Genomic DNA, 25,235 nt, shown 5'->3' on the forward strand with positions numbered 1-25,235 from the left:
CTATGAAGTTGACTCAAATTGCAGTCATTGTGGTCAGTGGCTTATTGTTGTCTTGTACCAGCACAGTGTCGGGCAAAGCCCAGGCAAAAACTGAAGCAGTAAAAACTGCGCCAGCTGCTAAAACACAAGCCGGGCAAAAAGCTCAGGCTGCTGTAGCCGCAGTGGCAACAGCCTTGCCAGCACAAGCTGCTGTGAATAAAGGCAGTTTTGAAAAGTACGCCGCTGCTTTAAAGCAGGAAGCCTTACAAAAGGGCTATGCCAAAACACTGGTCAATGACGTATTCGCCAGCTTAAAGCATTACCAGTCTGCAGTGGTTGCTGATAAAAAACAGCCTGAATTTACTGAGACTTTAGACACTTATTTACCAAAACGGATCAGCAAACAACGTATAGATCTGGCACGTAAATACTACAAAGAAAACCAGCAGGAACTGGAAGCCATAGGCAAAAAATACGGCGTACAGCCGCGTTTTATCGTTGCCTTGTGGGGACTGGAAAGCAGCTTTGGTAAAATTATGGGCAACTACTCAGTGCCTTCAGCTTTAGCCACTATGGCCTATGACGGTCGTCGTGAAGCCTTTTTTAAATCAGAGTTTTTTCTGGCGCTGGATATTCTGCAACAAGGCCACGTCAAATTAGCGGATATGAAAGGTTCATGGGCTGGTGCTATGGGCCAAAGCCAGTTTATGCCAAGTGCTTTTATGTCCTACGCTCAGGATGGTGACGGTGATGGTCATATCAATATCTGGCAAAGCCGCTCTGACGCTTTTGCCTCTATTGCTAATTATTTAAAAACCCGGGGCTGGGACAATAGTCAAACCTGGGGCAGAGAAGTAAAAGTACCAAAAAACTTTGATTTCTCTTATGTGATCCCAAAAGGCAGCAAAGACAGAACTCAATGGCTGCAGTGGTGGGCTAAATCTGAACGTTCTTTAGCGGCCTGGCAAACTTTAGGGGTTCGTACCACTGAAGGTAAAGCATTGCCAACACGTGATGTAAAAGCTGCATTAGTGATGCCAGATGACGAACATGGCCGGGTTTATCTGGCGTACAGCAACTACCAAACGCTGATGCACTGGAATCGTTCTTATTATTTTGTCACCAGCGTAGGTTATCTGGCTGATTTAATAGTGGCGGAGGATAAAGCATGAGTTACCAGCATAAAGATCTGCAAGGGCATGCCATAGACCTGCCTGCTGGCAAAGTGCTTTGTATAGGCCAAAATTATCAGGACCATATTGCTGAAATGAACAGCAAAACGGCACCAGAGGCGCTGTTTTTTATCAAACCCAGCACGGCTCTGGTTGACATCAATCAGCCTTTTCTTATCCCGGACCAGTTAGGTGCTGTGCATAATGAAACTGAGCTGGCCGTGCTGATTAAAGCACCTTTAACCAAAGTGACTCCACAGCAAGTGCTGGACGCTGTTTGGGGTTATGGTCTGGCGCTGGATTTAACGCTTCGGGATCAGCAAAAGAAATTAAAAGAGCTGGGACGCCCCTGGGAGATTGCCAAAGGTTTTGATGGCGCTTGCCCTGTCTCTGGTTTTATTGCTGCTGATGAACTGGGTGATGTGCAACAGTTAGAGTTTAGCCTGAGGGTAAACAGTGAACTGCGCCAGCAAGGCGATACCCGCATGATGATCCGTTCTGTAACTCAAATCATCAGCGAGATGTCGCAGTTTTTTACTTTGTTACCAGGCGATCTGGTACTGACAGGCACACCAGCTGGTGTGGGGCCACTTTATAGCGGTGATCAGTTAGAATTAGCTCTGGCTAACAAGCTACATATTAAGACGTCAGTACGCTGACAGAGAGGTTGAAGTGTTAACAGCAAAATTCTGGGAAACAAAAAGCCTGGAACAAATGACAATTGAAGAATGGGAAGCTGTCTGTGATGGCTGCGCTAAATGTTGTCTGAATAAATTTATTGATGATGAAGACGAAGAAGCTGAAGGCCCAACCGACTACATTAAACCGGATGAGCAAGTACATTTTACCAATATCGCTTGCCGTTATCTGGACAGTCATAAATGTGCCTGCACTGTGTATGAGAAGCGCACTGTGCTGGTACCGGATTGCGTGAAGCTGACTCAGGATAATTTAAAAGACATCTTTTTTATGCCAAACAGCTGCAGTTACCGCCGTTTGCATGAAGGCCGGGGTTTACCGTCCTGGCACCCGCTTCTGAATAACGGCAAAAAAAGTCTGATGCATAAAAAACAAATGTCAGTGCGCAACAAAACCATTTCCGAAGATATGGTCGATATGGAAAAGTTTGAAGATTATATTGTGACCTGGGCTATTAACGATCTGGATTAACAATTTTCAGTATCGGTTCAGTTGGGCAAGTAAAAATAGCGTTTTTTGATTTAGAGGGTGGTGGTTGTGCAAGAAGCCATGCAGATTTTGCATCAGTTAAAACAGTTAATGGCCACTTTTAGTCCGGCCATAGTGCAGATGGTGATCAGTGCAATCATCATTTTGATTTACATAGTTTTGAGCCGTCGTATTGCGCCTTTTGTCTACCGCACTATAGCTGCCAGCGTATTAAAAGATGAAATGAACCGCCGTGCTTTAGTGGTGTTTCATATTCTGCTGTTTTTACTGCTGGTTGTTGTTCTGAGTGTGGTGTGGGGCATCGACATCAAAGGTTTGCTGGTTCTTGCGTCTTCAATGATTGCAGTGATAGGTGTGGCGTTATTTGCCGCCTGGTCGCTGCTGAGCAACATCACCGCCTTTTTTATCATGTTAGGCCAGCGTAATTTCGCGCCAGGTGCTGAAGTGAAAATTATCGATGGTGCGAACCATGTTGAAGGCAAGGTAGTGGAGATCAACTTGTTCAGCACAGTGCTGCTGACCAAAAATAACGAGCAGGTGGTCTATCCGAATAACCTGATCGTGTCCCGTCCTGTCATAGTGCAGCATCAGTTCAGAGCGGATAAAAACAAAATGGTAAATAGATGGCGGCGTAGACACCCTGATCACCGTTAACCTGCCTTAGGGTCAGAGCTTTGGCTCTGACCCTATTATTTCTACACTGTTCGTCACTTGCTCGAAGCATCCAGCTCTATTTTGGAGTCAAACAAAAACAAGATTTTGATTGTTCTCCTACTTGTGGGTCAGAGCCAATGGCTCTGACCCTATGGCAACCGCAAGGCTTCTCTGAACTTATCTACCCACATAGCCGTAGCGCCACAAACAGCGACCGGCATAATCAGTAAGTTAATCAGCGGCACCAAACTCAGCACATAAACACTGATGCCAAAACCATAACTGTGTTTCCACTGCAGCTTTAACGCCTTTCTCATGGTAGTAAAAGGTACTTTATGGTTATCAAAAGGATAGTCACAGTACTGAATAGCCAGCATCCAGCTGCAGAATAAAAACCATAACAGCTGGCCTATGCCAGGCAATATAAAAAACAGCAGTAAAAAACCTATGGCGCGCGGCAAACAATAGACAAACTTTTGCCATTCACGTCCCAGCATACGTGGCACATCTTTTAAAAATGCAGCCAGTCCCTGATCCGGTAAGGGCTGACCTGTTAAATACAGTTCTGTTTTTTCCGCCAGCAAGGCATTAAAAGGTGCTGCGATAAAATTGGCCACCATGGTAAAAGTTAAAGCTAACCCCATCACAATAGAAAACAGTGCCAAAGGCCAGACTAAAAAGCCGATAAAACTCAGCCAGTCCGGCAGGGTTGCCACCACCTGATCGACCCAACCACCTAACTGACTGAATAAATAGCCAAAAGCCAAAGCAAACAGCACCAGATTGATGCACAGTGGCACCACCACATAACGTTTTAAGCCTTTGACCCGAATTAAGTTCAGGCCTTTCATTAAATAATGCATCCATTGAACTCCTACAGGAACGAATGAGCCGAGCATATAGGCCATGTATCTGAGTCGCAAGAAGAAATCCGTAAGCAACTTTTTCAGTGTCCGAATACAAAGCGGCCGTGACAGCAGCACTGCTGTTCTGTTACATTCACTTTTGTTAACAAAACCTCGGCCTTATTGTTCAGGGACAGATGCGTCTTAAGCAAATTAAATTAGCGGGTTTTAAATCCTTCGTTGATCCTACCCAGGTGGCTTTTCCTGCTCAGATGACTGCTGTAGTGGGACCAAACGGCTGCGGTAAATCCAACGTGATTGACGCTGTGCGTTGGGTGCTGGGTGAAAGCTCGGCGAAAAACCTGCGTGGTGATGCGATGACAGACGTTATCTTTAACGGCTCAACGCAGCGTAAACCCGTGTCTCAGGCTTCTGTTGAACTGATGTTTGAAAACACCCAAGGCCGTTTGCAAGGCACGTTGGCCGATCGTAGTGAAATATCTATCAAACGTTTAGTGACGCGGGATGGCCAGTCGAATTATTTTCTTAACGGCACTAAATGCCGTCGCCGTGATATCACAGATATTTTCCTTGGCACAGGCTTAGGCCCACGCAGTTACGCCATTATCGAACAGGGCATGATTTCGCGACTGATTGAATCCAAGCCTGCTGACTTGCGTATTTTTATCGAAGAAGCGGCCGGCATATCCAAATACAAAGAACGTCGGCGCGAAACCGAAAACCGCATTAAACATACCCGCGAGAATTTAGACCGTTTATCTGACGTGCGGGAAGAACTGGGCAAAAACCTCGATAAACTCAAACGTCAGGCTGCAGCTGCGGCACGTTTTAAAGAACTCAAAGCACAGGAGCGTAAGCTCAAAGCAGAATTGGCCTGTGTGAAATGGTTACACTTTCATGGCCTGCTGCAAAAAACCGAGCTGGACATTCAGCAGAAGCTGACCGAAATAGAACAGTTTCAGGCGGCTCAATCCGGTGATCAATTGCTGGTGCTGCAATTAAAAGAGCAGCAACAGGATTTACGTACTGAACAGCAGCAAGTGCAGCAGCAGTATTATCAGGTCGGTAATCAGATCACCCGCTTAGAGCAACAACAACTGCACCAACGTCAGCGTCGTCAAAGCCTGACTGATGAATTACGTTCATTACAGCTAACCTTGCAGGAAGCCGACTCTTATATGGCGCAGCAGCAGGAGCAACTGGCAGAACTTGAATTCCAGCTTGAAAATGCAGCACCAGATAGTGAACTGAAACAAGAACAGTTTGAGAGCCTGACCGAACAAGCAGAGCAGGCTCATGAACAACTGCTCAATGCCCAGAGTGCCTTACAGCAATGGCAGCAGCAGTTTTTTGCGCTGCAACAACAGCAGCAACAGAATCAGTTAAAAGCTCAGCACAGCCAGCAGCAACAGCAGCAGTTACTGAACCGTATCAGCCAGTTACAGCAAGAATTATCACAGCTGGATGCTGTGGCCGATTCGAAAGCTGCAGAGCCATTATTAGCCAAACAGCAAGAAACACAGCAGCAACTTGATCGACTGCAGCAGCAAAACACTGAAGCAGAACAGCGCTATCAGGCGTTGCAACTGGCGCAGCAGGAACGTAAACAGTTGCAGCTGGTGCGGCAAAGCGAATTAAAGCAGCTGAAAAATCAGCAGGACCAACTCAGTCAAATTCAGCAGCAGGTCAATAAACAGCAACAGCAGCTGTTAAAGCAGCTGGAGATTGAACCCAAATGGGCCAAGGCTGTGAGTCTGGTGTTGGGTGAGCTTCAACATGCGACAGTCGAGCATGCGACAGCAGAGCAGAGACTAGACCACAGTTATGTGTCTGCCAGCGAGATTAATGCCCAGGCCGGTACTTTAGCCGCAGTGATACGTTCAGGCTTGTATCCGGACTCTTTCCATAGCGTGTTGCTGGCCGATAACATTGAACAAGCCAAAGCAAAACAAAAACAGTTGCAACCCCAGCAGTCCGTGATTTGTGCTGAAGGCATCTGGTTTGGCAGCAACTGGCAACTGGTGCCGGGGCAAGCGGCTTCTGATAATTACTTAACACGGCAACAGCAATTGCTGGAACTGGCAGAACAAATCCAGCAGCTTGAACAGCAATTTGCCGCAGAGCAGCACATCGAAGCGCAATCCGATGCTGAACTCGCAACCAGTAAACAGCAGTGGCAACAAAGCCAACAGCAACTGCATCAGACAAAAGATCAGCTGCAAAAAATCAACACTGACCTTTTATTGCTGCAACAACAGCAGCAACTGCAGCAGCAAAGACGATTGCAGGCATCTACAGAGCTGACAGCTCAGCAGCAGGATTTTGAACTGTTAAGCCTGCAACTTGATGAGCTGGAGCAACAATCCGAAGCGCTGGATGAACAGTATCAGGCACAAAAGGCCAAAGAATGGCAGTTGCAGCAACAACAGACGCAAAGCCAACAGCAGCATCAGCAACTGAAACAACAGCAAGACTCTGTGCGCCAGCAACTGCAACAATTGCAGCTGGAACAACAAAGTGCACAAAAGCAGTTAAGTTTCAGCCAGCAGAATTTACAGCGTAGCCAGCAACAACAACAGCAACTGCAGCAGCGCCACCAATTAGTGCAGGATCAACTGGCTGAAGTGTCAGAACCCGATGGTGAGCAACACGAAACTTTACAGTTGTTGCTGGAACAACGTGCTGAAGTTGAACTTTTAGTGCAGCAAAAAGCCGAAGCTTTACATTCATTAGAGGAAAAGTTGCGTCAGGCCGAACAAGGCCATCAGGGCGTGGCGCATTTATTAACGCAAAAGCAAAAAGAATTAGCCGATTTCCAGTTAAGCGCCGAAGGCTACAGAGTGCGTGCCAACAATATGCTGGAACAGCTCACTGAACTGCAGGTGAACTTTAAAGAGCTGAGTGAAACACTACCAGCCGAAGCGAACGAGCAGGAATGGCAGCAGCAACTGGAAAAAACACAGGATTCAGTGTCACGTTTGGGTCCTATTAACCTGGCTGCTATTGAAGAATTTGAGCAACAGGATGAGCGCAAGCAGTATCTGGACGCGCAGCATCAGGATTTAGTCTCAGCATTAGAAACGCTTGAAACTGCTATCCGTAAAATTGACCGGGAAACCCGGCAGAAATTTAAAGAAACCTTTGAGCAGGTCAATGAAGGCTTGCAAACTTTGTTTCCAAAAGTCTTTGGTGGAGGTAGTGCCTATCTTGATTTAACCGAAGAAGATCTGTTAGAAACAGGTGTAACTATCATGGCGAGACCGCCAGGGAAAAAAACAGTACAATTCACTTACTCTCGGGTGGTGAAAAAGCGCTAACCGCTTTATCATTGGTGTTTTCGATTTTTCGATTAAATCCGGCACCTTTTTGCATGTTGGATGAAGTTGATGCACCTTTGGATGATGCAAACGTCGGCAGATTTTGTAATCTGGTACGGGAAATGTCTGAAACTGTGCAATTTATTTATATCAGTCACAATAAAATTGCTATGGAAATGGCGGCACAATTAATGGGGGTGACCATGCAGGAGCCCGGTGTGTCGAGAGTTGTGGCTGTAGATGTGGAAGATGCCGTGAAAATGGCACAAGCCTAAAAACTAAAAGGTAAAAGAGATGGCTGAGGAATTACGTTTAGTCTTGATTGTTTTGGGTGTGTTGGGTATCAGCGCTTTAGCTTTACATGGCTGGTGGACAGTCCGGAAAAATAATAAGGACATCAGCAAATACGATGTAGATGCTTCTGCAAATTCAGGCCCGAAAGGGGATGGATTTGATGAGCTGGGGATAGGCCGCAAGCGTGTATTGCAACCGGGTGAAAAGCCGCAACCTAAACCTGCGCCAACATTAGCGCCAAAAGCCAATAAATTACGTGAACCAGTGAAGGTGCGTCGTGAGCCTGAATTAAACGAGCCGTCGCTGGATATGGGCAGCTTTTCTGCCACAGACGAACCTTATGCTGAAGCTGTAGCTGAAGAGCAACAGGCAGCTTACGAAGCTGAAAAAGATCAAAGCGCTCAGGCGCCAGCTAACGAAGTGTTGATCCTGTACGTATTGCTGCCAGAAGGTGAGGATATTAACGGTTCCCTGTTATTGCCTTCGTTACTGACCTTAGGCTTTAAATACGGTGAAATGAATATTTTCCACCGTTTCCAGGATAACGCAGGTTCGGGCGAAGTGCTGTTTTCTTTGGCCAATATGTTTAATCCAGGCACCTTCGATTTGGAAGACATGGATAAAATGAATACCCGTGGTTTAAGTCTGTTTATGACCTTGCCAGGGCCTGGCGAAGCCTTACAGAACTTCAACCTGATGCACAGTGCTGCAAAGAAACTGGCTGACGAATTTGGTGGTCAGGTACTGGATGGTCAACGTTCAGTGCTGACAGTACAAACAGTGCGCCATTATGTGGAAAAAATCCGCGAGTTTCAGCGTCAACGCCTGATCCACGGTTAATGCAATCATCATGTTAAAGAGGCCCCGTTTTCGGGGCTTCTCTATTTTAGAATTTAAGATTTTAGATCTTTAAGTGCCCGAGTAAAGCAAATGAATCAAGTTATCCAACAACGCCTGCAGCAGCTCAAAGACCAACTGGCTTATCACAATCACCAGTATTACGTGCTGGATAATCCAAGTATTCCCGATGCTGATTACGACCAGCTATTTCAGGAATTAAAACAGATAGAACAACAGCATCCTGAACTGGTGACTGCGGATTCACCGACTCAGCGAGTAGGGGCTGCACCTCTAAGCAAATTTGGTCAAATCAGCCATCAGGTCGCTATGTTGTCCTTGGATAACGCTTTTGATGCCGACGACTTTGCCGCATTTTACAAACGTATGGCTGACCGTATTGATGCAAGCAAAGACTTTGAATTTTGTGCTGAGCCTAAGCTGGATGGTTTAGCCGTCAGTATTCGTTATGAGCAAGGCCTGTTGGTACAAGCAGCTACCCGTGGTGACGGTTTTACCGGCGAAGATATTACGGCCAATGTCAAAACCATTCGGGCTGTGCCGCTGAAGTTACAAGGCGAAGTGCCAGCTGTGCTGGAAGTTCGTGGCGAAGTCTTTATGCCGCTGGCAGGTTTTGAGGCGATGAATGATAAAGCCCGCGCTTCGGGCGATAAAGTCTTTGCCAATCCACGTAATGCCGCAGCCGGCAGCTTGCGGCAGCTGGATCCGAAAATCACCGCCACTCGTCCTTTGATGTTTTATGCCTATGCGGTAGGAGCTGTGGACGATGCAACTCAACTGCTAAACGGCAAAAGCCATCATGCCCGTCTGCAGCAACTCAAAGGCTGGGGCTTGCCGGTTTGCCCTGAAATCCGCCATGTTACAGGTTTGCAGGCCGCTCTGGATTATCAGCAAAGCATTTTGGCTAAACGCGCTGCTTTGCCTTATGAAATAGATGGTGTGGTACTGAAAGTCGACGACTTAGCTCAGCAACAAGCTTTAGGTTTTGTGGCCCGTGCGCCACGTTGGGCAATTGCCTTTAAATTTCCGGCTCAGGAAAAAACGACCACTTTATTGGATGTGGAGTTTCAGGTCGGTCGCACCGGCTCTATTACTCCGGTCGCTCGCTTAGAGCCTGTGCTGGTGGGTGGTGTGACGGTCAGTAATGCGACTTTGCACAATCAGGACGAAATTAACCGTCTGGGCGTCAAAGTAGGCGATACAGTGATAGTGCGCAGGGCAGGCGATGTGATCCCACAAATTGTCTCTGTAGTGTTGGAAGAGCGGCCTGAAAGCGCACGTGACATCCTGTTTCCAACTGTTTGCCCTGTCTGTCAGTCCAGCATTGAACGGGTAGAGGGTGAAGCTGTAGCGCGTTGTACCGGTGGTTTGTATTGTGCCGCTCAGCAAAAAGAAGCACTGAAACACTTTGTCTCACGTAAAGCCATGGATATTGAAGGCTTGGGCGACAAAATCATCGAACAGTTGGTAGAGCAGAAGCTGGTAAAAACTCCGGCTGATATATTCCGTCTGGATATGCCTGCTTTAGTGGGCCTGGAGCGAATGGGCGAAAAGCTTGCGCTTAAACTGCTCAAATCCATTGAAGATTCTAAACAAACTACCTTGCCACGTTTTATTTACTCCCTGGGTATTCGTGAAGTAGGGGAAGCGACGGCGCTTAATTTAGCCAGCCATTTTGCCGCTTTGGATGCAGTACAGCAGGCAAGTGTAGAACAGCTGTTAGAAGTGCCGGATGTAGGTGCTGTGGTGGCAGGTAATATTCAGCACTTTATGGCTGAAGAACACAATGCCGCCGTGATAGCTCAGTTGATTGAAGCTGGTATCCACTGGCCTGTGATTGAAAAACAGCAGCAGGGCGAACAACCTCTGGCAGGTTTAACAGTGGTACTGACTGGCACTTTAACCAGCATGGGCCGCGATGACGCCAAAGAAAAACTGCAGCGTTTAGGGGCGAAGGTGTCGGGTTCTGTTTCAGCTAAAACTTATGCGGTGATCGCAGGCGATAATGCAGGCTCAAAGCTGGCTAAAGCCGGTGAGTTGTCTGTGCCTGTCTGGACTGAACAACAGATGCTGGATTTATTTGCACGGCACGGGTTGAGCTGAAATGTCGCAGTTTTATCCTTTATTGGATAAGTATGGCCTGACCCGGATCCCACTGCGTTTTTACGCCGTGCTGTTATTGGTGTTAAGGCCTTATATTCTGTGGATTTTAGTGCTGACTATGCCAGAAGGCGGCGATAAATTACTGGCTGCTGTGTATCCCAAAAGTAACGACTTCTTAACCGCTTGTCTGATTTGTGCGCCTTTGTTGCTGGTAGTGGCCGCACTGAGTCAACGCAAAGACAAGGGCCACCAGGGCTGGTTCAAATTATGGCGGCAAAGTCGTTGGATCATGTTGGCAGTTGTCGCCACAGATTTGGTGCATAGTCTGACTCACTTACCTAACTATGTGATGTTAAAGGCGCCCTGGTTACTGCTCTCACCTTTTTTATTGGTACTTAGTTTGTGGTGGTTATTAAAGAACCCTGTAATGAAACAGATTGTCACTGAGTGGCCTTAACTCTGCTTTAAATAGCAATTTTCTGCTGGCTTTGCAGCTGTTGCCAGCGTTTTTGCTGCTCTTCATTCAGCTTGGCTTTGGACAGCATGACTTCACATTGCAACCGCAGTTCTTCGGTTTGAATGGAAGCATCAATATTTTCTGTCGAGCGCAATGACTGCAGTAAGTTCAGCGCTATACTCACATTACCAGGCATGATGTTAAAGGCCTGAATAAAAGCGGTCAGAGCCTGATGCAACTGGCCTCTTTCGTACAGCAGCACTGCGTTGTTGTTAAACTCCCTTGGGCCCATAGGTAAGCTTTCGCGTTCCTGCTGCTCTTGTTTGAGGTAGGTCAGAAAAACCGGATCTGCGTTTTTCAGTTTAGTTTCATCTTGTGTCAGTTGCCTCAGTAACTCACGGGAACTGCTTAATAAACCCACTTCATGCAAAGCTTTGGCTTTATCCAGAATATCTTCAGCGCCTTGAGTTACAGGGCTTTTATCCAGAGCCAGTAACAGCTGTTTAGCTTTTTCTATCTGGTCTTTTAAATAATAAATCCGTGCCTGCACCACCACTTGCTGTTCTTCTTTACGCTGATCCGGAAACAACTGGCGCATATTGCTTAGAGTGTCATTGGCTACTTTGGATAAACGGGTGGTTTGTTCTTCTTCATCCACACTTAAGGCGTAATCAATGGAAGCGCGAGCCAGATTCAAATACAGATCAGGCTGCTCGTAAATAGAAAAACGGGCAAAACGCAGCAGATCTTTGGCCGCCTTAAACTGGTGTTCATAGTCATGAGTTAAGCGTGATAAATGCATCAGCTTTTGCTGGCGCATTAAATTACGTGGTGCCATATCTGCCGCCTGCAGCAACTCGGTCTGGGCTTTTTTATACATTTGCTGGCGCAGATGTATATCTGATAGCAAATCTAAAGCTGCCAGTTTCAAATCTGCTTTGTGTAATAAAGGTTGCAACAGAGCTGTAGCTTCAGAGTATCGTTCACGCTGAATCAAACAGCGCGCTAATCCCAGTTTGACCCAATGCTGGTTTTCATTGTGGACCAGGCTACTGTAAAACTGCTCGCCTTCAGTCCAGCGACCCGCTTGTTGCAATATCTCGCCTTTGATTTTCAGCAGCATAGAGTTGTATTTAGGCTGATACCCCTGTTCCAGCCATTGATCCAGTTGCTTCAAAGCAGGATCAGTCTTTTTTTGATCCATCAGACTGTACAAAGGTCGGAATAAGTTTTTACGCTGGACTGTGCGGTCGATACGGGCTTTTAAGTCTTTAATGGCGTAAGGCTTCACCATAAATTCGTCTGGCTGCAACTCTAAAACACTGTGCACCAGGCTAGGGTCTGTCTCAGCGCTGATAAAAATAAAGCCGGTGCTGTGGCGGAATAAATTACGAGCCTTTAATTCCTGATAGAGCTGATAACCATCTTTGCCATTTAAATTAAAGGAGCAGATGATTAAATCAAAGGATTTGTCGCGACACTGAGTTAAAGCTATGGCGGAGTTTTCCGCATAGGTGAAACTGGTGTATCCCAGCGTTTCCAAAGCATAACGCAGATAATTCTGAGTTAAAGGCTGTTCATCTACAACCAGTATCTGGATGTCCTTATTAAGTTTTACTGCCATAAATGAATGAGACACCTATTATCATTTCTATCAAATATAGCGATTAAACAGCTAAAAAGCTCAATAATTCTTAAATGAATTCAATAGGTAGCATTTTTCTGAATTAGGAAAATTGAATATAAATGAAAAAATGGTAAAAATATAATGAATAAAGTTATTTAAAACAATGTGTTAGGTGGTTTTAGTGTTTTCTATGAGGAGTGGTGGATGCTACTGGGATCGAATCATCGAGCCTATTCTTTGTGAAGAGTGGCGATGCTTTTCTTTAAAGGGGTGATGGTGGATGCTACTGGGATTGGATTAGCGAGTCTTGGGTTTTGTAAAGAGAGCGATGTTTTTCGAAAAGGGGATGGTGGATGCTACTGGGATCGAACCAGTGACCCTCGCCTTGTAAGGGCGATGCTCTCCCAGCTGAGCTAAGCATCCTGGGTGTTTTGTTTTACATCACTTACTTGTGAAGAAAGAGATGGTGGATGCTACTGGGATCGAACCAGTGACCCTCGCCTTGTAAGGGCGATGCTCTCCCAGCTGAGCTAAGCATCCTGGGTATGTGTTTATTATGCAATTACATCAGAGAATATGGTGGATGCTACTGGGATCGAACCAGTGACCCTCGCCTTGTAAGGGCGATGCTCTCCCAGCTGAGCTAAGCATCCTGGGCATAACAACATGACTACAACGATTTAATCATCTTCTGGATAATTTCAAAAAGATGGTGGATGCTACTGGGATCGAACCAGTGACCCCCGCCTTGTAAGGGCGATGCTCTCCCGGCTGAGCTAAGCATCCATCGTGTGGTCGGCCGTCATTATAGGGGGCACGGTTTTTGTGTCAATAATATTTTTAGCTTTGTGAACTGTATGCTTTAAAAGTAAGCAGTTAAATCTTTTTCTGCATAGCACCTTCGGCCGTGCAATCACTGCCTTGCATTGGTACAATAGCGCCCAATTTTTTGGCCTTCAGTGGATTCATTATGTCTATAGTTACTCGTTTCGCGCCAAGCCCTACAGGTTACCTGCACGTTGGTGGCGCCCGTACAGCCTTGTACAGCTGGCTGCATGCACGCAAAACCGGCGGTACTTTTATCCTTCGTATTGAAGATACCGATTTAGAGCGTTCATCGCAGGAATCTGTGGATGCCATTTTAGAAGGTATGGAATGGTTAGGTCTGGAGTATGACGACGGCCCTTATTACCAAACCAAACGTTTTGATTTATATAAAGAAGTGGTTGCTCAGCTGTTAGCTGAAGGCAAAGCGTACAAATGCTTCTGTACTGTTGAAGAAGTAGATGCAATGCGCGAAGCGCAAATGGCTGCAGGTGAAAAACCAAAATACAACGGCATGTGGCGTGACCGTACCGACCACCCAACAGACAAGCCTTATACCATTCGTTTTAAAAACCCACTGGATGGCGTAGTGGTGATTGACGATTTAATCAAAGGTCGCATTGAAATTGCCAATGCTGAGCTGGACGATTTAATCATTGCCCGCAGTGATGGCACTCCAACTTATAACCTGACTGTGGTTGTAGACGACTGGAAAATGGGCATTACTCACGTCATTCGTGGTGATGACCATGTAAACAACACACCACGTCAGATGAATATTCTGGCCGCTTTAGGCGCAGAACTGCCGAAATACGCTCACGTGCCTATGATTTTAGGTGACGACGGCAAACGTTTGTCCAAACGTCATGGTGCTGTAGGCGTGATGCAATACCGTGACAACGGTTTCCTGCCAGAAGCTCTAATCAACTATTTAGTGCGTTTGGGCTGGTCTCATGGCGATCAGGAAATTTTCAGCAAAGAAGAACTGGTTCAGCTGTTTGACTTAAGCGACTGTAACCGTGCGCCTTCGGCTTTTAACACCGACAAGCTTGTTTGGTTAAACCAGCACTATATGAAAACTCTGGCGCCAGACTATGTTGCTAAACATTTAGCCTGGCATGTGGCCGATCAGAAGCTGGATATCAGCACTGGCCCGGCGCTGACTGAATTGGTGAAAGTGCAGGCTGAGCGGGTGAAAACCTTAAAAGAGCTGGTTGAAGTCAGCCGCTATTTCTACGAAGACTTCAGTGAGTTTGAAGAAAACGCTGCGAAAAAACACTTACGTCCTGTAGCCGCAGAACCGCTGGTTGCTGTTCAAGAAAAGCTGAATGAACTTCAGGATTGGTCAGTGGAAGCGTTACATAAAGCCATTAACGATGCCGCTGAAAGCTTAGGTTTAGGCATGGGCAAAGTAGGTATGCCTTTACGTGTGGCTGTAACAGGCGGTGGCAACTCACCAGCACTGGACGCAACACTGGCACTGATTGGCAAAGATCGTGTGTTAAAACGCATCAGCATGGCGCTGGAGTACATCAGCAACAGATCCAACGATCAATAAATTTGTAGGGGCGACCTTTATGGTCGCCCGTCTCTGGTTAAATGCGATGTCGGAATGGGTTTATCCTCGCCCGTCTCGCGTCAAAATCTGCTTTAGCAAGGCTGCATTCATTTGCAGCTGTCAAAATCATTTTCATTTTCTAAGAAGGGTTATACAACATGCGTTTAGTAGTCGCATTGTCAGCGGTACTGTTATGTTCAGCAGTCTCTGTTCAGGCACAGGAATTTAAGAAAATACATGGCGAAGAAGAAACAACTATTCCGCCTTGGGGTGGTGATGTAGAAGTAGGGGTTGTGCTAAGCCGCGGTAATACCGAAGCGACAGCAGTAAGGACCAATGCTGAATTAAAGCATGAGCTGGAAGATTTCCGTAACAAGTACTTTATCCAAACCTTGTTGCAACGTAATACCCAAACCAACAGTGCTACAGGTGAAAAAGAAGACAACACCACAGGTCAACGTGTGGGTGTCACAGCGCAAAGTAACTATAAGTTACACCGTTCAGACAGCAGTTTCTTTGGTCGTGCCTCTTATTTAAACGACCGTTTTGGTGCCTTCCGCGAACAATCGTCAGTGGCTGTGGGTTACGCCAATCGTTTATACGAAGACGGTCAGAACTACTTTGATTTCGAAACCGGTCCCGGTATCGCGTATGACAGACCGTCAGAAGGCGAAAGTAACTCTGGTATGATTTGGTACGCAGCGGGTAACTTTGAGTATCACTTCTCTGAAACCAGTAAGTTCAAACAAACTCTGGAATACGCCATTTCGTTAGATGGTCATAACACCAGCTACACCAGCCGTAGCGCTATCACAGCTCAAATCAATAACGAGCTGGCGCTGCGTTTAAGCGTTAATATCAAGTACGACTCAGATGTTGGTGCAGATAAGAAAAGCACAGACTCTGAAACAGCAGCTTCAGTGGTGTATTCGTTCTAAACAGTGTCAGAGCCTTGGCTCTGACACTCATATCGCGGGCTAAAACAAAACGCAGATTAAGAACACTAGTCGAAGATTTTGGTAGGGAAGTCCATCCAGGGTCAGAGCCTAAGCTCTGACCCAAATCAGATTAATGCAATACTCTGGCTCTTAATGTCCCCGGAATCGACTTTAACTCGTTCAGGGCCAGTTCGTGGTCCAGTGAATCTATGTCTATTACCACATAACCAATTTCTGCATTGGTTTGCAGATACTGACCCGAAATGTTGATGCCGTGCTTAGCAAAGGCTTCGTTGATTTTGGTCAGCATACCTGGTTGGTTTTTGTGGATATGCAGTAAACGTGAGCGGCCTCTGTGTTCTGGCAGCGACACTTCAGGGAAATTCACCGCTGACAAGGTAGAACCGTTGTCGCTGTATTTCACCATCTTACCTGCTACTTCAAAACCTATATTCTCCTGCGCTTCCTGAGTAGAACCACCTATATGTGGAGTCAGGATCACATTGTCGAATTCGCGAAGCGGGGATAAGAATTCTTCATCGTTGCTGGTCGGTTCCACAGGGAATACGTCAATAGCAGCACCGGCGAGTTTTTTCGCCTGCATCACTCTGGCTAAAGCGTCGATATCGACCACAGTACCGCGTGAAGCGTTGATCAGAATGCTGCCTTGTTTCATCAGATCCAATTCAGCTTCGCCGATCATATTTTTGGTCTGAGCCGTTTCAGGCACATGTAAAGTCACCACGTCTGAAGTTTTCAGCAAAGTGCCAAAATCGACTTGGGTGGCATTGCCTAATACCAGCTTGTCTTCGATATCGTAAAACTGCACACGCATACCGATGTTTTCCGCCATGATGCTCAGCTGAGTACCAATATGGCCGTAACCTATAATGCCTAAGGTTTTACCACGGGCTTCAAAAGACTGAGTTGCAGTTTTTTGCCATTCACCGCGGTGGGCAGCCGCATTACGCTCCGGAATACCACGCAGCAGCATAATGATTTGGCCTAATACCAGTTCAGCCACAGAGCGGGTATTGGAAAACGGCGCGTTAAATACCGGAATACCACGCATCAGGGCAGCGTCTAAATCGACCTGATTGGTGCCGATACAAAAGCAGCCAACAGCGGCCAGTTTAGTGGCGGCATCCAGCACTTTTTCGGTCAGTTGGGTGCGTGAGCGAATACCAATAAAGTGCACGTCACGGATTTTTTCAATCAGTTCAGCTTCATCCAAAGAGGTTTTCAGATACTCAATGTTGCTGTAGCCCTGATTCTTAAAGCTTTGCACCGCACTTTGGTGCAAACCTTCCAGTAACAGGATCTTGATCTTGTCTTTGGGCAGCGAAAATTTTTCCATTTTACTTCTCTTTAACTTGTTGCAATTTGAATTCAGTTCACTGGATTTCAGTTTAAAACCAATGTGCCTTGGGCTGTTCCTACGAGAACGATATCTGCCGCGCGACGGGCAAAAATACCGTTGGTGACTACGCCGACCAGGTTGTTTATTTGTTGTTCTAGTTCTTCTGGCTCTGTAATGCTAAGGCCATGCACATCTAAAATAATATTGCCGTTGTCGGTCACGACGTTTTCACGCCACACTGGGCGACCACCTAATTTTTCCAGCTCACGTGTGACATAAGCACGGGCCATAGGGATCACTTCAACAGGTAAAGGGAATTTGCCGAGCACGTTTACTTGTTTGGTTTGATCGACAATACAGACAAACTTTTCGGCTACAGCTGCGACAATTTTTTCACGGGTCAGAGCTGCGCCACCGCCTTTAATCATATGGTTTTGCGGGTTAATTTCGTCTGCACCATCGACGTACACACCAAAACTTTCCACCTCGTTTAAGTCCAGCACAGTAATGCCTAAAGCACGCATTTTTTCAGTGGATTGCACTGAACTGGAGACTGCACCTTTGATCTGATCTTTGATAGTGGCCAGCGCATCAATAAAGTGATTGACGGTGGAGCCAGTGCCCACACCCACAATAGTCTGAGGCGCTACATAATCCAATGCTGCCCAGGCGGCATTTTTTTTCATCTGATCTTGAGTCATAGGTCTACCGGAAAGTTTTAAGCCACGTTTAGCCATACAGATGGATAGTAGCCGAAAAGGGGGATCCGGCAAAAGGGGCAAAAGGAAAAAGAGCTGAAAGAATTTTAGTATTTACTCATTGTTCACTAAAACAGCGGAATTGGGTTGGAGTGCAGATAGCTGGCAGTGGAATATCCCAGGCTTCGACTGGCACGGCATCCACTTGCTGGCAATCATGGGCTAAGCCAATCAGCTGTGGTTTTGTTAGTGCAGAATCCAACTGACTTAAGGTTCTGTCATAAAAGCCGCCACCCATCCCTAAACGCTGACCTTGAGAGTCAAAAGCGACCAAAGGCGTAAAAATCAGATCCAATTGGTCGACAGGGCATAACAAGCTGCAATTAAGCTGTGGCTCACCAATGCCAAACTGATTAGGTTTTAATAAGCTGTCAGGGGTATAAAGCTGAAACACCAGATAACCAGGTACCACAGGATGCAACAGCGGCAGGTATAAGCTTTTGCCTTGTTGCCATAAGGCCTGAATAAGCGGAGTTGTGTCCAGCTCACCGTCATTGGTCAGGTATAAAGCTATATGCTGAGCTTGCTGTACTTCAGGGCGAGGCAGTAGTTGCTGCACTAAATCCAGACTGGCCTGGTGCTGTTGCTCTGCAGATAAGGATCGGCGCAAACTGCGAATATGCTGACGAAGCTGTTGGCGTGAAGTCAAAACACTCACCCTGAAGATGTAGGGGCGAGGCTTGCCTCGTCCGTTTCGTATTTAAATAAAGATTGGGGAGAGAAACGAAGGATAAAAAGGTTCTCCGAATTGCCGTGTCAAGTATCAGCCCTTGAACCTAAGGTTCAAGGCGGGAGTCAGTTTGTCACCGTAGGCTTCTCGGTACGAGCCGAGCCTGCACAAAAGCAACAAGAAGGAGCCCCTAAAGTAAAACAATTATCGGCTCAGGGACATCTACCTAATCACTGACAACTCAGAGAACGTGGTAAGTATAACACCGGCTTTTTGATTATTCCGCCTTCTTTTTCACTTCCACGAGCTCATTGCACAAATTTAGCGCAATCATCAGCAAAACATCTTCATTCATATGCACACCGGGTTTAAATTTTGTACTGGCAACCCGTTGTTCTAATTCATCAATGGCATTTTGCAGCCGTTGTTCTTCACCCAAAGGGCAGGAAACTTTTAATACCCGGCCTAAAACCGAGATAGTCAGTTGCTTAGGTTTTGTGCTGGCAGCAGGTTTTGCGGCTGGTTTTTTCACTACAGCTTCAGCTGGAGGTGGGTCAACAGGACGAAATTTACGTAAATGCATGATAGAGACCTCTGGGCCTGCGATTGGGGCGTCCATCTGTTGGCGGGTAGAACCAGCAAATGGTAGGATAGCTGCCTTGAAAAGTCGCTTGGGCCGAAAAATTATGACGACAGAAATTTTTAAATCTTACGATCACTGGACCAGTTTGCTGGATCAATCTTACCTGATGGCGTCGGCCGCCGAAGTACATGGCTTGATCGCAGGTTTACTAAGTGCCGGTGTGAGCGCAGAACCGGCGAAGATTTTACCAGTTCTGCACGACTTCTTAAATGACGGACAAGCCTTATCTGCCCCTGTTAAAGCAGATATTTCGGATTTAATTATGCAAACGTCTGAATCTTTGGCACATACCGACTATTCCTTTGCGTTATTGCTGCCAGGTGACGATGATTCGCTGCCGGAACGTCTTGAGGCTATGGTCGAATGGACTCAGTCTTTTTTAGTAGGTTTTGCCATTCAGCAAACCGATTTATCCATTTGTTCGGCCGATGTAAAAGATGCGATAGAAGAGCTGACCGAAATCACCAAAATCGACGTATTTGCCATAGATGACAACAGCGCAGAAAGTAACGAAGAGTCGTACTTTTTAGTATTGGAGCATATACGTTTACTTGTGCTGACCTGTTTTAACGAAGTAGGGCTTAAATTCAGCAAAAACGAAGTTCAGAATAAAACTTTGCATTAAGAGCCTTTAGCAAATGACAGTGAACATCTATTCAAACAGACGTGAGCGCTTGCTTACCTCAATCCCAAACAACAGCGTGGTTTTAGTACCTGCAGCTGTGGAGTTAACCCGTAGCCGCGACACTGAATACCCTTTTCGTCAGGACAGCGACTTCTTTTATCTGACCGGTTTTAATGAACCTGACGCGCTTTTGATCTTAAGCAAAGATAATTCTGGCGACACTGCTAGTCTGTTGCTGTGCCGCCCTAAGGACCAGTTGGCTGAAATCTGGCAAGGCCGCCGTTTAGGGCCAGAGCAAGCCAAAGCTGTATTAGGTTTAGATGCTTTGCCTATTGCAGAGCTGGATACAGAATTACTTAAAGCACTGAATCAAAAAACTACACTGTTTTATGCGCAGGGCACTTATGCCGAATTTGACGCCAAAGTAGCTGCCACTTTAGCTACGTTGCGGCTTTATCCGAAACGGGGTTACGTAGCACCTACAGTGCAGCAGGATTTACGGCCTGTAACGGCCGAAATGCGTTTGTTTAAAGATGAAGATGAAATTCATCAGATGCGCCAAGCCGGTTATATCAGTGCCAAAGCTCATAAAAGAGCGATGCAAGCCGCTAAAGCTGGCGTTTGGGAATATCAGCTTGAAGCCCATATTTTGCATGAGTTTGCCATGCACGGCGCCCGTTTTCCTGGCTACAACTGCATAGTAGGAGCGGGTGAAAACGGCTGTATTTTGCATTACACCGACAACAGCAGCCAGCTCAAAGACGGTGATTTAGTGCTGATTGATGCAGGTGCTGAGTATCAGGGTTATACGGCGGATATTACCCGTACTTTCCCGGCCAGTGGCAAATTCAGCCCAGAGCAGGCTGCTGTGTATCAGGTGGTGCTGAATGCTCAGTACGCTGCTTGTGCAAAGGTAAAACCTTGCAACAAATTTAAAGATGCGCTCGATGCTGCTTGTTTAGAGCTAACGAAAGGCTTATTGGATTTAGGCATTTTACAAGGCGAGCTGGAGCAGTTGTTAAAAGACAACGCCTGCAAAGCTTATTTTATCCATGGCTTAGGCCACTGGTTAGGTTTGGACGTACATGATGTTGGTGCTTACAAACTTGCTGGCGAAGAGCGGCCTTTTGCACCGGGCATGATTTTAACCATAGAGCCGGGTTTATATATCCCAACAGGTTCGCCATGCGATTCTAAGTGGTGGGGCCTGGCGGTACGGATTGAAGATGATTTGCTGGTAACGGCCGAAGGTCACGACAACTTAACAGAGTTAGTGCCCAAAGAAATCGCAGAAATTGAAGCTTTAATGGCGCAGTCGTCCATTTAAGTTGTCTATTTAAATCATAGGATAGTTTTATGCAGCAGGATAGAAGCTCAGCTCAAACAAACACAGATCCACTGGATCTGGTGATCGCAGGCGGTGGTATGGCCGGATCTATGCTGGCTTATGTGCTGCTGAGTCAAAACCCTGCATTAAAGCTGGCGATTATTGAACAAAGCCCCGAACTTGCGACAGATCAGCAACCGTCCAAAGCCAGCTTTGATAGCCGCAGCATAGCGCTGGCGCATGGCAGTGTTGAACTGCTACAGCAATGGGGCTTGTGGCAGGATCTGCAACAAAGCGGCTGTGCTATCAAACATATCCATATTTCCGACCGCGGTCATTTTGGTAAAACCTATTTAAATGCGGCCGATCATCAGTTAACTGCTTTAGGCCAGGTGATTGAAGTTGAAGCCATAGGCGAAGTGTTGTGGCAAAAACTTAAAACCTTCACAGCACAAGGCCGTTTAAGCTGGTTTTACAGCGATGCGATTAGTGCATTAAACCCAACAGCAGAGTTGCAACAGGTCAGCTTACAAAGTGGCGCTGTGCTGCAAACTAAGTTGCTGGTCATAGCTGAAGGTGGTTTATCACCCAGCCGCACTTTAGCTGGTTTTGAGCTGAAATCTGATGACTATCAGCAGCATGCGCTGATTGCCAATATAGGTTTAGCGGAATCTCATCAACATAAAGCTTTTGAACGTTTTACTCCAACCGGGCCTTTGGCTTTATTGCCTTTAACCCGGCAGCGTTATTCGCTGGTCTGGACTTTAACGCCTGAACAAGCGGCGCATCATTTAAACCAACCAGAGCATGAGTTTTTAGCCGCATTGCAACAAGCTGCAGGGCACAGGGCTGGTGTATTTAAAACTGTAGGTCAGCGTGTGGTGTATCCGTTGAGTTTAAAGCGGGCCACTGAAGCTTCGCGCCATCGCACTGTGCTTTTAGGTAACAGTTTGCATAACCTGCATCCTATAGCAGGTCAGGGTTTTAATCTGGCAGTGCGCGATATTTTTAGTTTAAGTTTGTTGCTGCAAAAACATCAGGCAGATGCAGGCAGCTATGTGCTGACCAAAGCCTATCAGCAGGCGCGTTTGCCTGATATGCAGCAAGTGATTTTGTATACCGACTCCCTTGTACGGCTATTTTCCAATTCATCCCGCCTGATGGCGCTTGGCCGTAATACAGGCTTATTCGCATTAAACCTTTGTCCTGATTTAAAACAAGCCGTGGCTAACCAGGCCATGGGTCTGAATTCTATTCGCCAGTTAAAGGCGCTGCTGAGTTAAACCTCAGCCTAAAAAAGAGATCACTTATGCAGGATCTGGATATTTGTATAGTCGGCGCAGGCAGTGCAGGTTTAACCCTGGCGCTACTGTTGGCCGACTCACCGCTTAAAATTGCCGTGCTGGATAAAGACCAGGCGCCAGAGCTTGTAGCACCCAGCTTAAAACGGGTTAGCGCGCTGAATCAGGCTTCAAAACGCTTATTGAGTCAGTTAGGCGTTTGGCAGGATTTAACGTCAGCTGCGCCTTATACAGATATGAAAGTATGGGAAGCCGACAGTTTTGGCCGCATTGAGTTTTCTGCGCTGGAACAAGGTTGTGATGAGCTGGGCTGGATAGTGGATAACGAACAGCTGCGTGCAGTGCTCTACAGCAAACTGAAAAGCAAAACCAATGTCAGTTGTCTGTTTCAGAGCACAATTCTAAACATCAGCAATAGCGAACAGCAAAACCTGCTAACGCTGCAAGATCAAAGCCCGATCCTGTGCAAACTGTTGGTAGCTGCTGATGGTGCTAACTCTTTTGTGCGTCAGCAATTACAAATGCCTATCGCCTTTTGGGATTACCAGCATCAGGCCTTAGTGGCGCAAATCCGTACCACTGAACCGCATCAAAGCTGTGCCCGTCAGGTGTTTTTACCGACAGGCCCGCTGGCGTTATTGCCATTGGCCGACCCGCATTTAGTCTCTATTGTCTGGAGTACCAGCCCGGAGCAGGCTGCTGAATTACAAGCTATGCCATGCGATCAGTTTAATAAAGCCTTAACAGCGGCCAGCAATTCGGTATTAGGCCTGCTGCAACTTGAGTCGACACTCAACAGCTACCCACTGAAAATGCGTTATGCCAGCGAATGGGTGCTAAATAAAACCGTGCTGGTGGCCGACGCTGCCCATACGATTCACCCGCTGGCAGGGCAGGGCATGAACCTGGGTTTAATGGATGTTGCCGCATTAGCAGAACTAATAAGTCAGCAAATCAGTGCGCAAAAGCCAATTAATGAAGAACGTATGCTGAGAAGTTACGAGCGCTGGCGTAAAGCTGAGGCACAAACCCTGATCGCCGCTATGGAAGCCTTTAAACAAGGTTTTGGCCGTCAGAATCCAGTACTGAAATTAGTGCGTGGCATAGGAATGTCGCTGACCGACAAATTGCCTTTCGTAAAACAAAAAATAATGGCTGCAGCTTTAGGTGATTCTGGTGACTTACCAGCAATAGCGAGGCCTGCAGCTAAATGAGAGGCTGTTAACAGGCCTAAAATAGCAGGGTTATTTGCTATAACCCTGCTATTCGCATTATTAAATCTAATCCAAAAGGGGCTGTTGGCCTCTGGCCCCATCGGTTATAATCCGGTTCATCTTAAAAATGCCATTCGGTTATAAGCAGATTTCTGTGACAAGCGAATGACAAGTTCCTGAGTAGTTTGAAGTTGCATAACGCGGCCTGAAAAGCTCCAGCAGCGCAGGCCAGAATTTATTGACTGCTCCGGCAGCTAAAAACTGGAAAAAATACAGATGGCCCAAAAAACAGTATTATTCGCCAAGCATGTAGAATGTGGCGCAAAGATGGTGGACTTTCACGGCTGGGATATGCCGCTGAACTACGGTTCACAAATTGAAGAACACCACCATGTCCGCCAGGACGCTGGTATGTTCGACGTCTCTCACATGACTATCGTTGACCTGCAAGGGCCAAACACCCGTAATTTCCTGCGTTATTTACTCGCCAACGACGTCAACAAACTGACTGTGTCAGGCAAAGCCTTATACAGCGGCATGTTAAACGAAGCCGGTGGCGTGATTGACGACTTAATCGTTTACTTCCTTACCGAAGACTTCTTCCGCTTAGTGGTGAACTCAGCCACCCGTGAAAACGATCTGGCCTGGATCAACAAACAAGCTGCCGAATTTAATGTCACTGTGACCGAACGCCCAGAGTTCGCCATGATTGCAGTGCAAGGCCCACAAGCCAAAGCCAAAGTCGCCACCTTATTAACTGAAGAGCAAAAAGCAGCTGTTGCTGGTATGAAGCCATTTTTTGGTGTTCAGGCCGGTTCTTTGTTTATTGCCACTACGGGCTACACAGGCGAAGACGGTTACGAAATCTCTTTACCTAACGAAGAAGCCGCTGACTTCTGGCAAAAACTGCTGGATGCTGGTGTAAAACCTGCTGGTTTAGGCGCTCGTGACACTTTACGTTTAGAAGCAGGTATGAACCTGTATGGCCAGGATATGGACGAAACTGTATCTCCGCTGGCAGCTAACATGGGCTGGACTATTGCGTGGGAACCAAGCGACCGTAACTTTATTGGCCGTGCTGCTTTAGAACAACAAAAAGCTGCCGGCACTATGAAGCTGGTTGGTTTAGTGATGGAACAAAAAGGCGTATTACGTCACGGCCAAAAAGTTGTGACTGAAGGCGGCGAAGGCGAAATCACTTCTGGTACTTTCTCACCTACTTTAGGTTTCAGTATAGCTATGGCCCGTGTACCAGCTACGACTGGCGACACAGCCGAAGTGGATATCCGCGGCAAACTGGTTCAGGTGAAAGTAGTGAAGCCTAACTTTGTGCGTATGGGTAAAAAAGTAATCTGATTTAAATACAGTGGCTTGCTTTGTCTGAAACGTTTTTGTCTAAGAAATAAACAGATAAGGTGAGCCGCCTTAAGCTTGCGGCAAAAGCATAGCTTCGCTATGTTGTTTGCCAGAGTCAGTCAGTAGACTGGCTGCGATTAACAGC

At 46.7% G+C, this 25,235-nt stretch carries 22 protein-coding genes, 4 tRNA genes and 1 other RNA gene; 16 read left to right on the top strand and 11 right to left on the bottom strand.

Going from position 1 to position 25,235, the window contains the following annotated elements:
- Window positions 1–2 precede the first annotated feature (2 nt).
- From OM978_RS06205 to OM978_RS06220, 4 genes are all read left to right on the top strand, one after another.
- On the top strand, window positions 3–1,151 hold the full coding sequence (locus OM978_RS06205; RefSeq protein WP_264346015.1) for a lytic transglycosylase domain-containing protein: 1,149 nt from the start codon (window positions 3–5) through the stop codon (window positions 1,149–1,151).
- Window positions 1,148–1,810, top strand: coding sequence for a fumarylacetoacetate hydrolase family protein (locus OM978_RS06210; protein ID WP_264346016.1), 663 nt, complete (start codon window positions 1,148–1,150; stop codon window positions 1,808–1,810). Before OM978_RS06205 ends, OM978_RS06210 begins: the two co-directional genes overlap by 4 nt.
- Window positions 1,811–1,823: 13 nt before the next feature.
- Window positions 1,824–2,321 (top strand): YcgN family cysteine cluster protein, encoded by a 498-nt coding sequence (locus OM978_RS06215; protein WP_264346017.1) that lies wholly within the window; start codon window positions 1,824–1,826, stop codon window positions 2,319–2,321.
- Window positions 2,322–2,387: 66 nt separating this feature from the next.
- The gene (locus OM978_RS06220) at window positions 2,388–2,993 is read left to right on the top strand and encodes a mechanosensitive ion channel family protein (RefSeq protein ID WP_264346018.1); all 606 of its coding nucleotides are present in this window, start codon (window positions 2,388–2,390) and stop codon (window positions 2,991–2,993) included.
- Between the two features lie 149 nt (window positions 2,994–3,142).
- On the opposite strand, the gene cysZ is transcribed toward OM978_RS06220, so the two are convergent.
- Window positions 3,143–3,856, bottom strand: coding sequence for a sulfate transporter CysZ (gene cysZ, locus OM978_RS06225; RefSeq protein WP_264346019.1), 714 nt, complete (start codon window positions 3,854–3,856; stop codon window positions 3,143–3,145).
- Window positions 3,857–4,035: 179 nt separating this feature from the next.
- Here cysZ and smc point away from each other — a divergent pair, with 179 nt between their 5' ends.
- The 5 genes from smc to OM978_RS06250 all read left to right on the top strand — a co-directional run bounded on the left by smc (window position 4,036) and on the right by OM978_RS06250 (window position 10,888).
- Window positions 4,036–7,176 (top strand): chromosome segregation protein SMC, encoded by a 3,141-nt coding sequence (smc, locus tag OM978_RS06230; protein WP_264346020.1) that lies wholly within the window; start codon window positions 4,036–4,038, stop codon window positions 7,174–7,176.
- A 14-nt stretch (window positions 7,177–7,190) separates the two neighbouring features.
- Window positions 7,191–7,451 carry a hypothetical protein gene (locus OM978_RS06235; RefSeq protein WP_264346021.1) on the top strand — a complete coding sequence of 87 codons (261 nt, stop codon included), beginning with the start codon at window positions 7,191–7,193 and terminating at the stop codon, window positions 7,449–7,451.
- A gap of 19 nt (window positions 7,452–7,470) precedes the next feature.
- Complete coding sequence (zipA, locus tag OM978_RS06240) at window positions 7,471–8,310, top strand: cell division protein ZipA (RefSeq protein ID WP_264346022.1); 840 nt, start codon at window positions 7,471–7,473, stop codon at window positions 8,308–8,310.
- Between the two features lie 90 nt (window positions 8,311–8,400).
- Window positions 8,401–10,431 (top strand): NAD-dependent DNA ligase LigA, encoded by a 2,031-nt coding sequence (ligA, locus tag OM978_RS06245; RefSeq protein ID WP_264346023.1) that lies wholly within the window; start codon window positions 8,401–8,403, stop codon window positions 10,429–10,431.
- A 1-nt stretch (window position 10,432) separates the two neighbouring features.
- Window positions 10,433–10,888 carry a DUF2919 domain-containing protein gene (locus OM978_RS06250; protein ID WP_264346024.1) on the top strand — a complete coding sequence of 152 codons (456 nt, stop codon included), beginning with the start codon at window positions 10,433–10,435 and terminating at the stop codon, window positions 10,886–10,888.
- A gap of 7 nt (window positions 10,889–10,895) precedes the next feature.
- Here the strand turns inward: OM978_RS06250 and OM978_RS06255 are convergent, their stop codons facing one another.
- The 5 genes from OM978_RS06255 to OM978_RS06275 form a co-directional block, all read right to left on the bottom strand.
- Entirely contained in the window at window positions 10,896–12,512 is a 1,617-nt protein-coding gene (locus OM978_RS06255) for a response regulator (RefSeq protein WP_264346025.1), read from the bottom strand.
- A 350-nt stretch (window positions 12,513–12,862) separates the two neighbouring features.
- Window positions 12,863–12,938 (bottom strand) — tRNA-Val (locus tag OM978_RS06260).
- A 41-nt stretch (window positions 12,939–12,979) separates the two neighbouring features.
- Window positions 12,980–13,055, bottom strand: a tRNA-Val gene (locus OM978_RS06265).
- Window positions 13,056–13,092: 37 nt separating this feature from the next.
- Window positions 13,093–13,168 (bottom strand) — tRNA-Val (locus OM978_RS06270).
- 57 nt (window positions 13,169–13,225) lie between these two features.
- Window positions 13,226–13,301, bottom strand: a tRNA-Val gene (locus OM978_RS06275).
- 184 nt (window positions 13,302–13,485) lie between these two features.
- Here OM978_RS06275 and gltX point away from each other — a divergent pair.
- Together gltX and OM978_RS06285 are read left to right on the top strand one after the other, a co-directional pair.
- The gene (gene gltX, locus OM978_RS06280; protein ID WP_264346026.1) at window positions 13,486–14,898 is read left to right on the top strand and encodes a glutamate--tRNA ligase; all 1,413 of its coding nucleotides are present in this window, start codon (window positions 13,486–13,488) and stop codon (window positions 14,896–14,898) included.
- 158 nt (window positions 14,899–15,056) lie between these two features.
- Window positions 15,057–15,836 (top strand): YdiY family protein, encoded by a 780-nt coding sequence (locus OM978_RS06285; RefSeq protein ID WP_264346027.1) that lies wholly within the window; start codon window positions 15,057–15,059, stop codon window positions 15,834–15,836.
- Window positions 15,837–15,966: 130 nt separating this feature from the next.
- On the opposite strand, the gene serA is transcribed toward OM978_RS06285, so the two are convergent.
- The 5 genes from serA to OM978_RS06310 all read right to left on the bottom strand — a co-directional run bounded on the left by serA (window position 15,967) and on the right by OM978_RS06310 (window position 19,207).
- Complete coding sequence (serA, locus tag OM978_RS06290) at window positions 15,967–17,193, bottom strand: phosphoglycerate dehydrogenase (RefSeq protein ID WP_264346028.1); 1,227 nt, start codon at window positions 17,191–17,193, stop codon at window positions 15,967–15,969.
- Window positions 17,194–17,240: 47 nt separating this feature from the next.
- Entirely contained in the window at window positions 17,241–17,897 is a 657-nt protein-coding gene (gene rpiA, locus OM978_RS06295; RefSeq protein ID WP_264346029.1) for a ribose-5-phosphate isomerase RpiA, read from the bottom strand.
- Window positions 17,898–18,012: 115 nt separating this feature from the next.
- Complete coding sequence (locus OM978_RS06300; protein ID WP_413690988.1) at window positions 18,013–18,603, bottom strand: 5-formyltetrahydrofolate cyclo-ligase; 591 nt, start codon at window positions 18,601–18,603, stop codon at window positions 18,013–18,015.
- An 87-nt stretch (window positions 18,604–18,690) separates the two neighbouring features.
- Window positions 18,691–18,875: non-coding RNA, 6S RNA (gene ssrS / locus OM978_RS06305), on the bottom strand.
- A gap of 26 nt (window positions 18,876–18,901) precedes the next feature.
- Window positions 18,902–19,207 (bottom strand): cell division protein ZapA, encoded by a 306-nt coding sequence (locus OM978_RS06310; RefSeq protein ID WP_264346031.1) that lies wholly within the window; start codon window positions 19,205–19,207, stop codon window positions 18,902–18,904.
- Between the two features lie 103 nt (window positions 19,208–19,310).
- Between OM978_RS06310 and OM978_RS06315 the strand changes: the two genes are divergently transcribed.
- The 5 genes from OM978_RS06315 (at window position 19,311) to gcvT (ending at window position 25,090) form a co-directional block, all read left to right on the top strand.
- Window positions 19,311–19,892: a UPF0149 family protein gene (locus OM978_RS06315; RefSeq protein ID WP_264346032.1), complete on the top strand. Its 582-nt coding sequence runs from the start codon at window positions 19,311–19,313 to the stop codon at window positions 19,890–19,892.
- A 13-nt stretch (window positions 19,893–19,905) separates the two neighbouring features.
- Complete coding sequence (gene pepP / locus OM978_RS06320) at window positions 19,906–21,219, top strand: Xaa-Pro aminopeptidase (RefSeq protein WP_264346033.1); 1,314 nt, start codon at window positions 19,906–19,908, stop codon at window positions 21,217–21,219.
- A gap of 29 nt (window positions 21,220–21,248) precedes the next feature.
- The gene (ubiH, locus tag OM978_RS06325) at window positions 21,249–22,502 is read left to right on the top strand and encodes a 2-octaprenyl-6-methoxyphenyl hydroxylase (RefSeq protein ID WP_264346034.1); all 1,254 of its coding nucleotides are present in this window, start codon (window positions 21,249–21,251) and stop codon (window positions 22,500–22,502) included.
- Between the two features lie 26 nt (window positions 22,503–22,528).
- The gene (locus OM978_RS06330; RefSeq protein WP_264346035.1) at window positions 22,529–23,734 is read left to right on the top strand and encodes an FAD-dependent monooxygenase; all 1,206 of its coding nucleotides are present in this window, start codon (window positions 22,529–22,531) and stop codon (window positions 23,732–23,734) included.
- Between the two features lie 276 nt (window positions 23,735–24,010).
- Window positions 24,011–25,090: a glycine cleavage system aminomethyltransferase GcvT gene (gene gcvT / locus OM978_RS06335; protein ID WP_264346036.1), complete on the top strand. Its 1,080-nt coding sequence runs from the start codon at window positions 24,011–24,013 to the stop codon at window positions 25,088–25,090.
- Window positions 25,091–25,235 lie beyond the last annotated feature (145 nt).

The organism is Rheinheimera sp. MM224 (assembly GCF_947090785.1).
In the GTDB taxonomy this organism is placed as follows: domain Bacteria; phylum Pseudomonadota; class Gammaproteobacteria; order Enterobacterales; family Alteromonadaceae; genus Pararheinheimera.

What these genes read in the sequence shown, in the direction of transcription:
- OM978_RS06285 (WP_264346027.1), top strand. Translation starts at nt 15,057, where the DNA reads ATGCGTTTAGTAGTCGCATTGTCAGCGGTACTGTTATGTTCAGCAGTC.
- OM978_RS06315 (WP_264346032.1), top strand. Translation starts at nt 19,311, where the DNA reads ATGACGACAGAAATTTTTAAATCTTACGATCACTGGACCAGTTTGCTG.
- OM978_RS06310 (WP_264346031.1), bottom strand. Translation starts at nt 19,207, where the DNA reads ATGCATTTACGTAAATTTCGTCCTGTTGACCCACCTCCAGCTGAAGCT.
- OM978_RS06210 (WP_264346016.1), top strand. Translation starts at nt 1,148, where the DNA reads ATGAGTTACCAGCATAAAGATCTGCAAGGGCATGCCATAGACCTGCCT.
- ligA (WP_264346023.1), top strand. Translation starts at nt 8,401, where the DNA reads ATGAATCAAGTTATCCAACAACGCCTGCAGCAGCTCAAAGACCAACTG.
- zipA (WP_264346022.1), top strand. Translation starts at nt 7,471, where the DNA reads ATGGCTGAGGAATTACGTTTAGTCTTGATTGTTTTGGGTGTGTTGGGT.
- OM978_RS06255 (WP_264346025.1), bottom strand. Translation starts at nt 12,512, where the DNA reads ATGGCAGTAAAACTTAATAAGGACATCCAGATACTGGTTGTAGATGAA.
- pepP (WP_264346033.1), top strand. Translation starts at nt 19,906, where the DNA reads ATGACAGTGAACATCTATTCAAACAGACGTGAGCGCTTGCTTACCTCA.
- OM978_RS06250 (WP_264346024.1), top strand. Translation starts at nt 10,433, where the DNA reads ATGTCGCAGTTTTATCCTTTATTGGATAAGTATGGCCTGACCCGGATC.
- OM978_RS06330 (WP_264346035.1), top strand. Translation starts at nt 22,529, where the DNA reads ATGCAGGATCTGGATATTTGTATAGTCGGCGCAGGCAGTGCAGGTTTA.
- serA (WP_264346028.1), bottom strand. Translation starts at nt 17,193, where the DNA reads ATGGAAAAATTTTCGCTGCCCAAAGACAAGATCAAGATCCTGTTACTG.
- ubiH (WP_264346034.1), top strand. Translation starts at nt 21,249, where the DNA reads ATGCAGCAGGATAGAAGCTCAGCTCAAACAAACACAGATCCACTGGAT.
- cysZ (WP_264346019.1), bottom strand. Translation starts at nt 3,856, where the DNA reads ATGCATTATTTAATGAAAGGCCTGAACTTAATTCGGGTCAAAGGCTTA.
- OM978_RS06205 (WP_264346015.1), top strand. Translation starts at nt 3, where the DNA reads ATGAAGTTGACTCAAATTGCAGTCATTGTGGTCAGTGGCTTATTGTTG.
- smc (WP_264346020.1), top strand. Translation starts at nt 4,036, where the DNA reads ATGCGTCTTAAGCAAATTAAATTAGCGGGTTTTAAATCCTTCGTTGAT.
- gltX (WP_264346026.1), top strand. Translation starts at nt 13,486, where the DNA reads ATGTCTATAGTTACTCGTTTCGCGCCAAGCCCTACAGGTTACCTGCAC.
- gcvT (WP_264346036.1), top strand. Translation starts at nt 24,011, where the DNA reads ATGGCCCAAAAAACAGTATTATTCGCCAAGCATGTAGAATGTGGCGCA.
- rpiA (WP_264346029.1), bottom strand. Translation starts at nt 17,897, where the DNA reads ATGACTCAAGATCAGATGAAAAAAAATGCCGCCTGGGCAGCATTGGAT.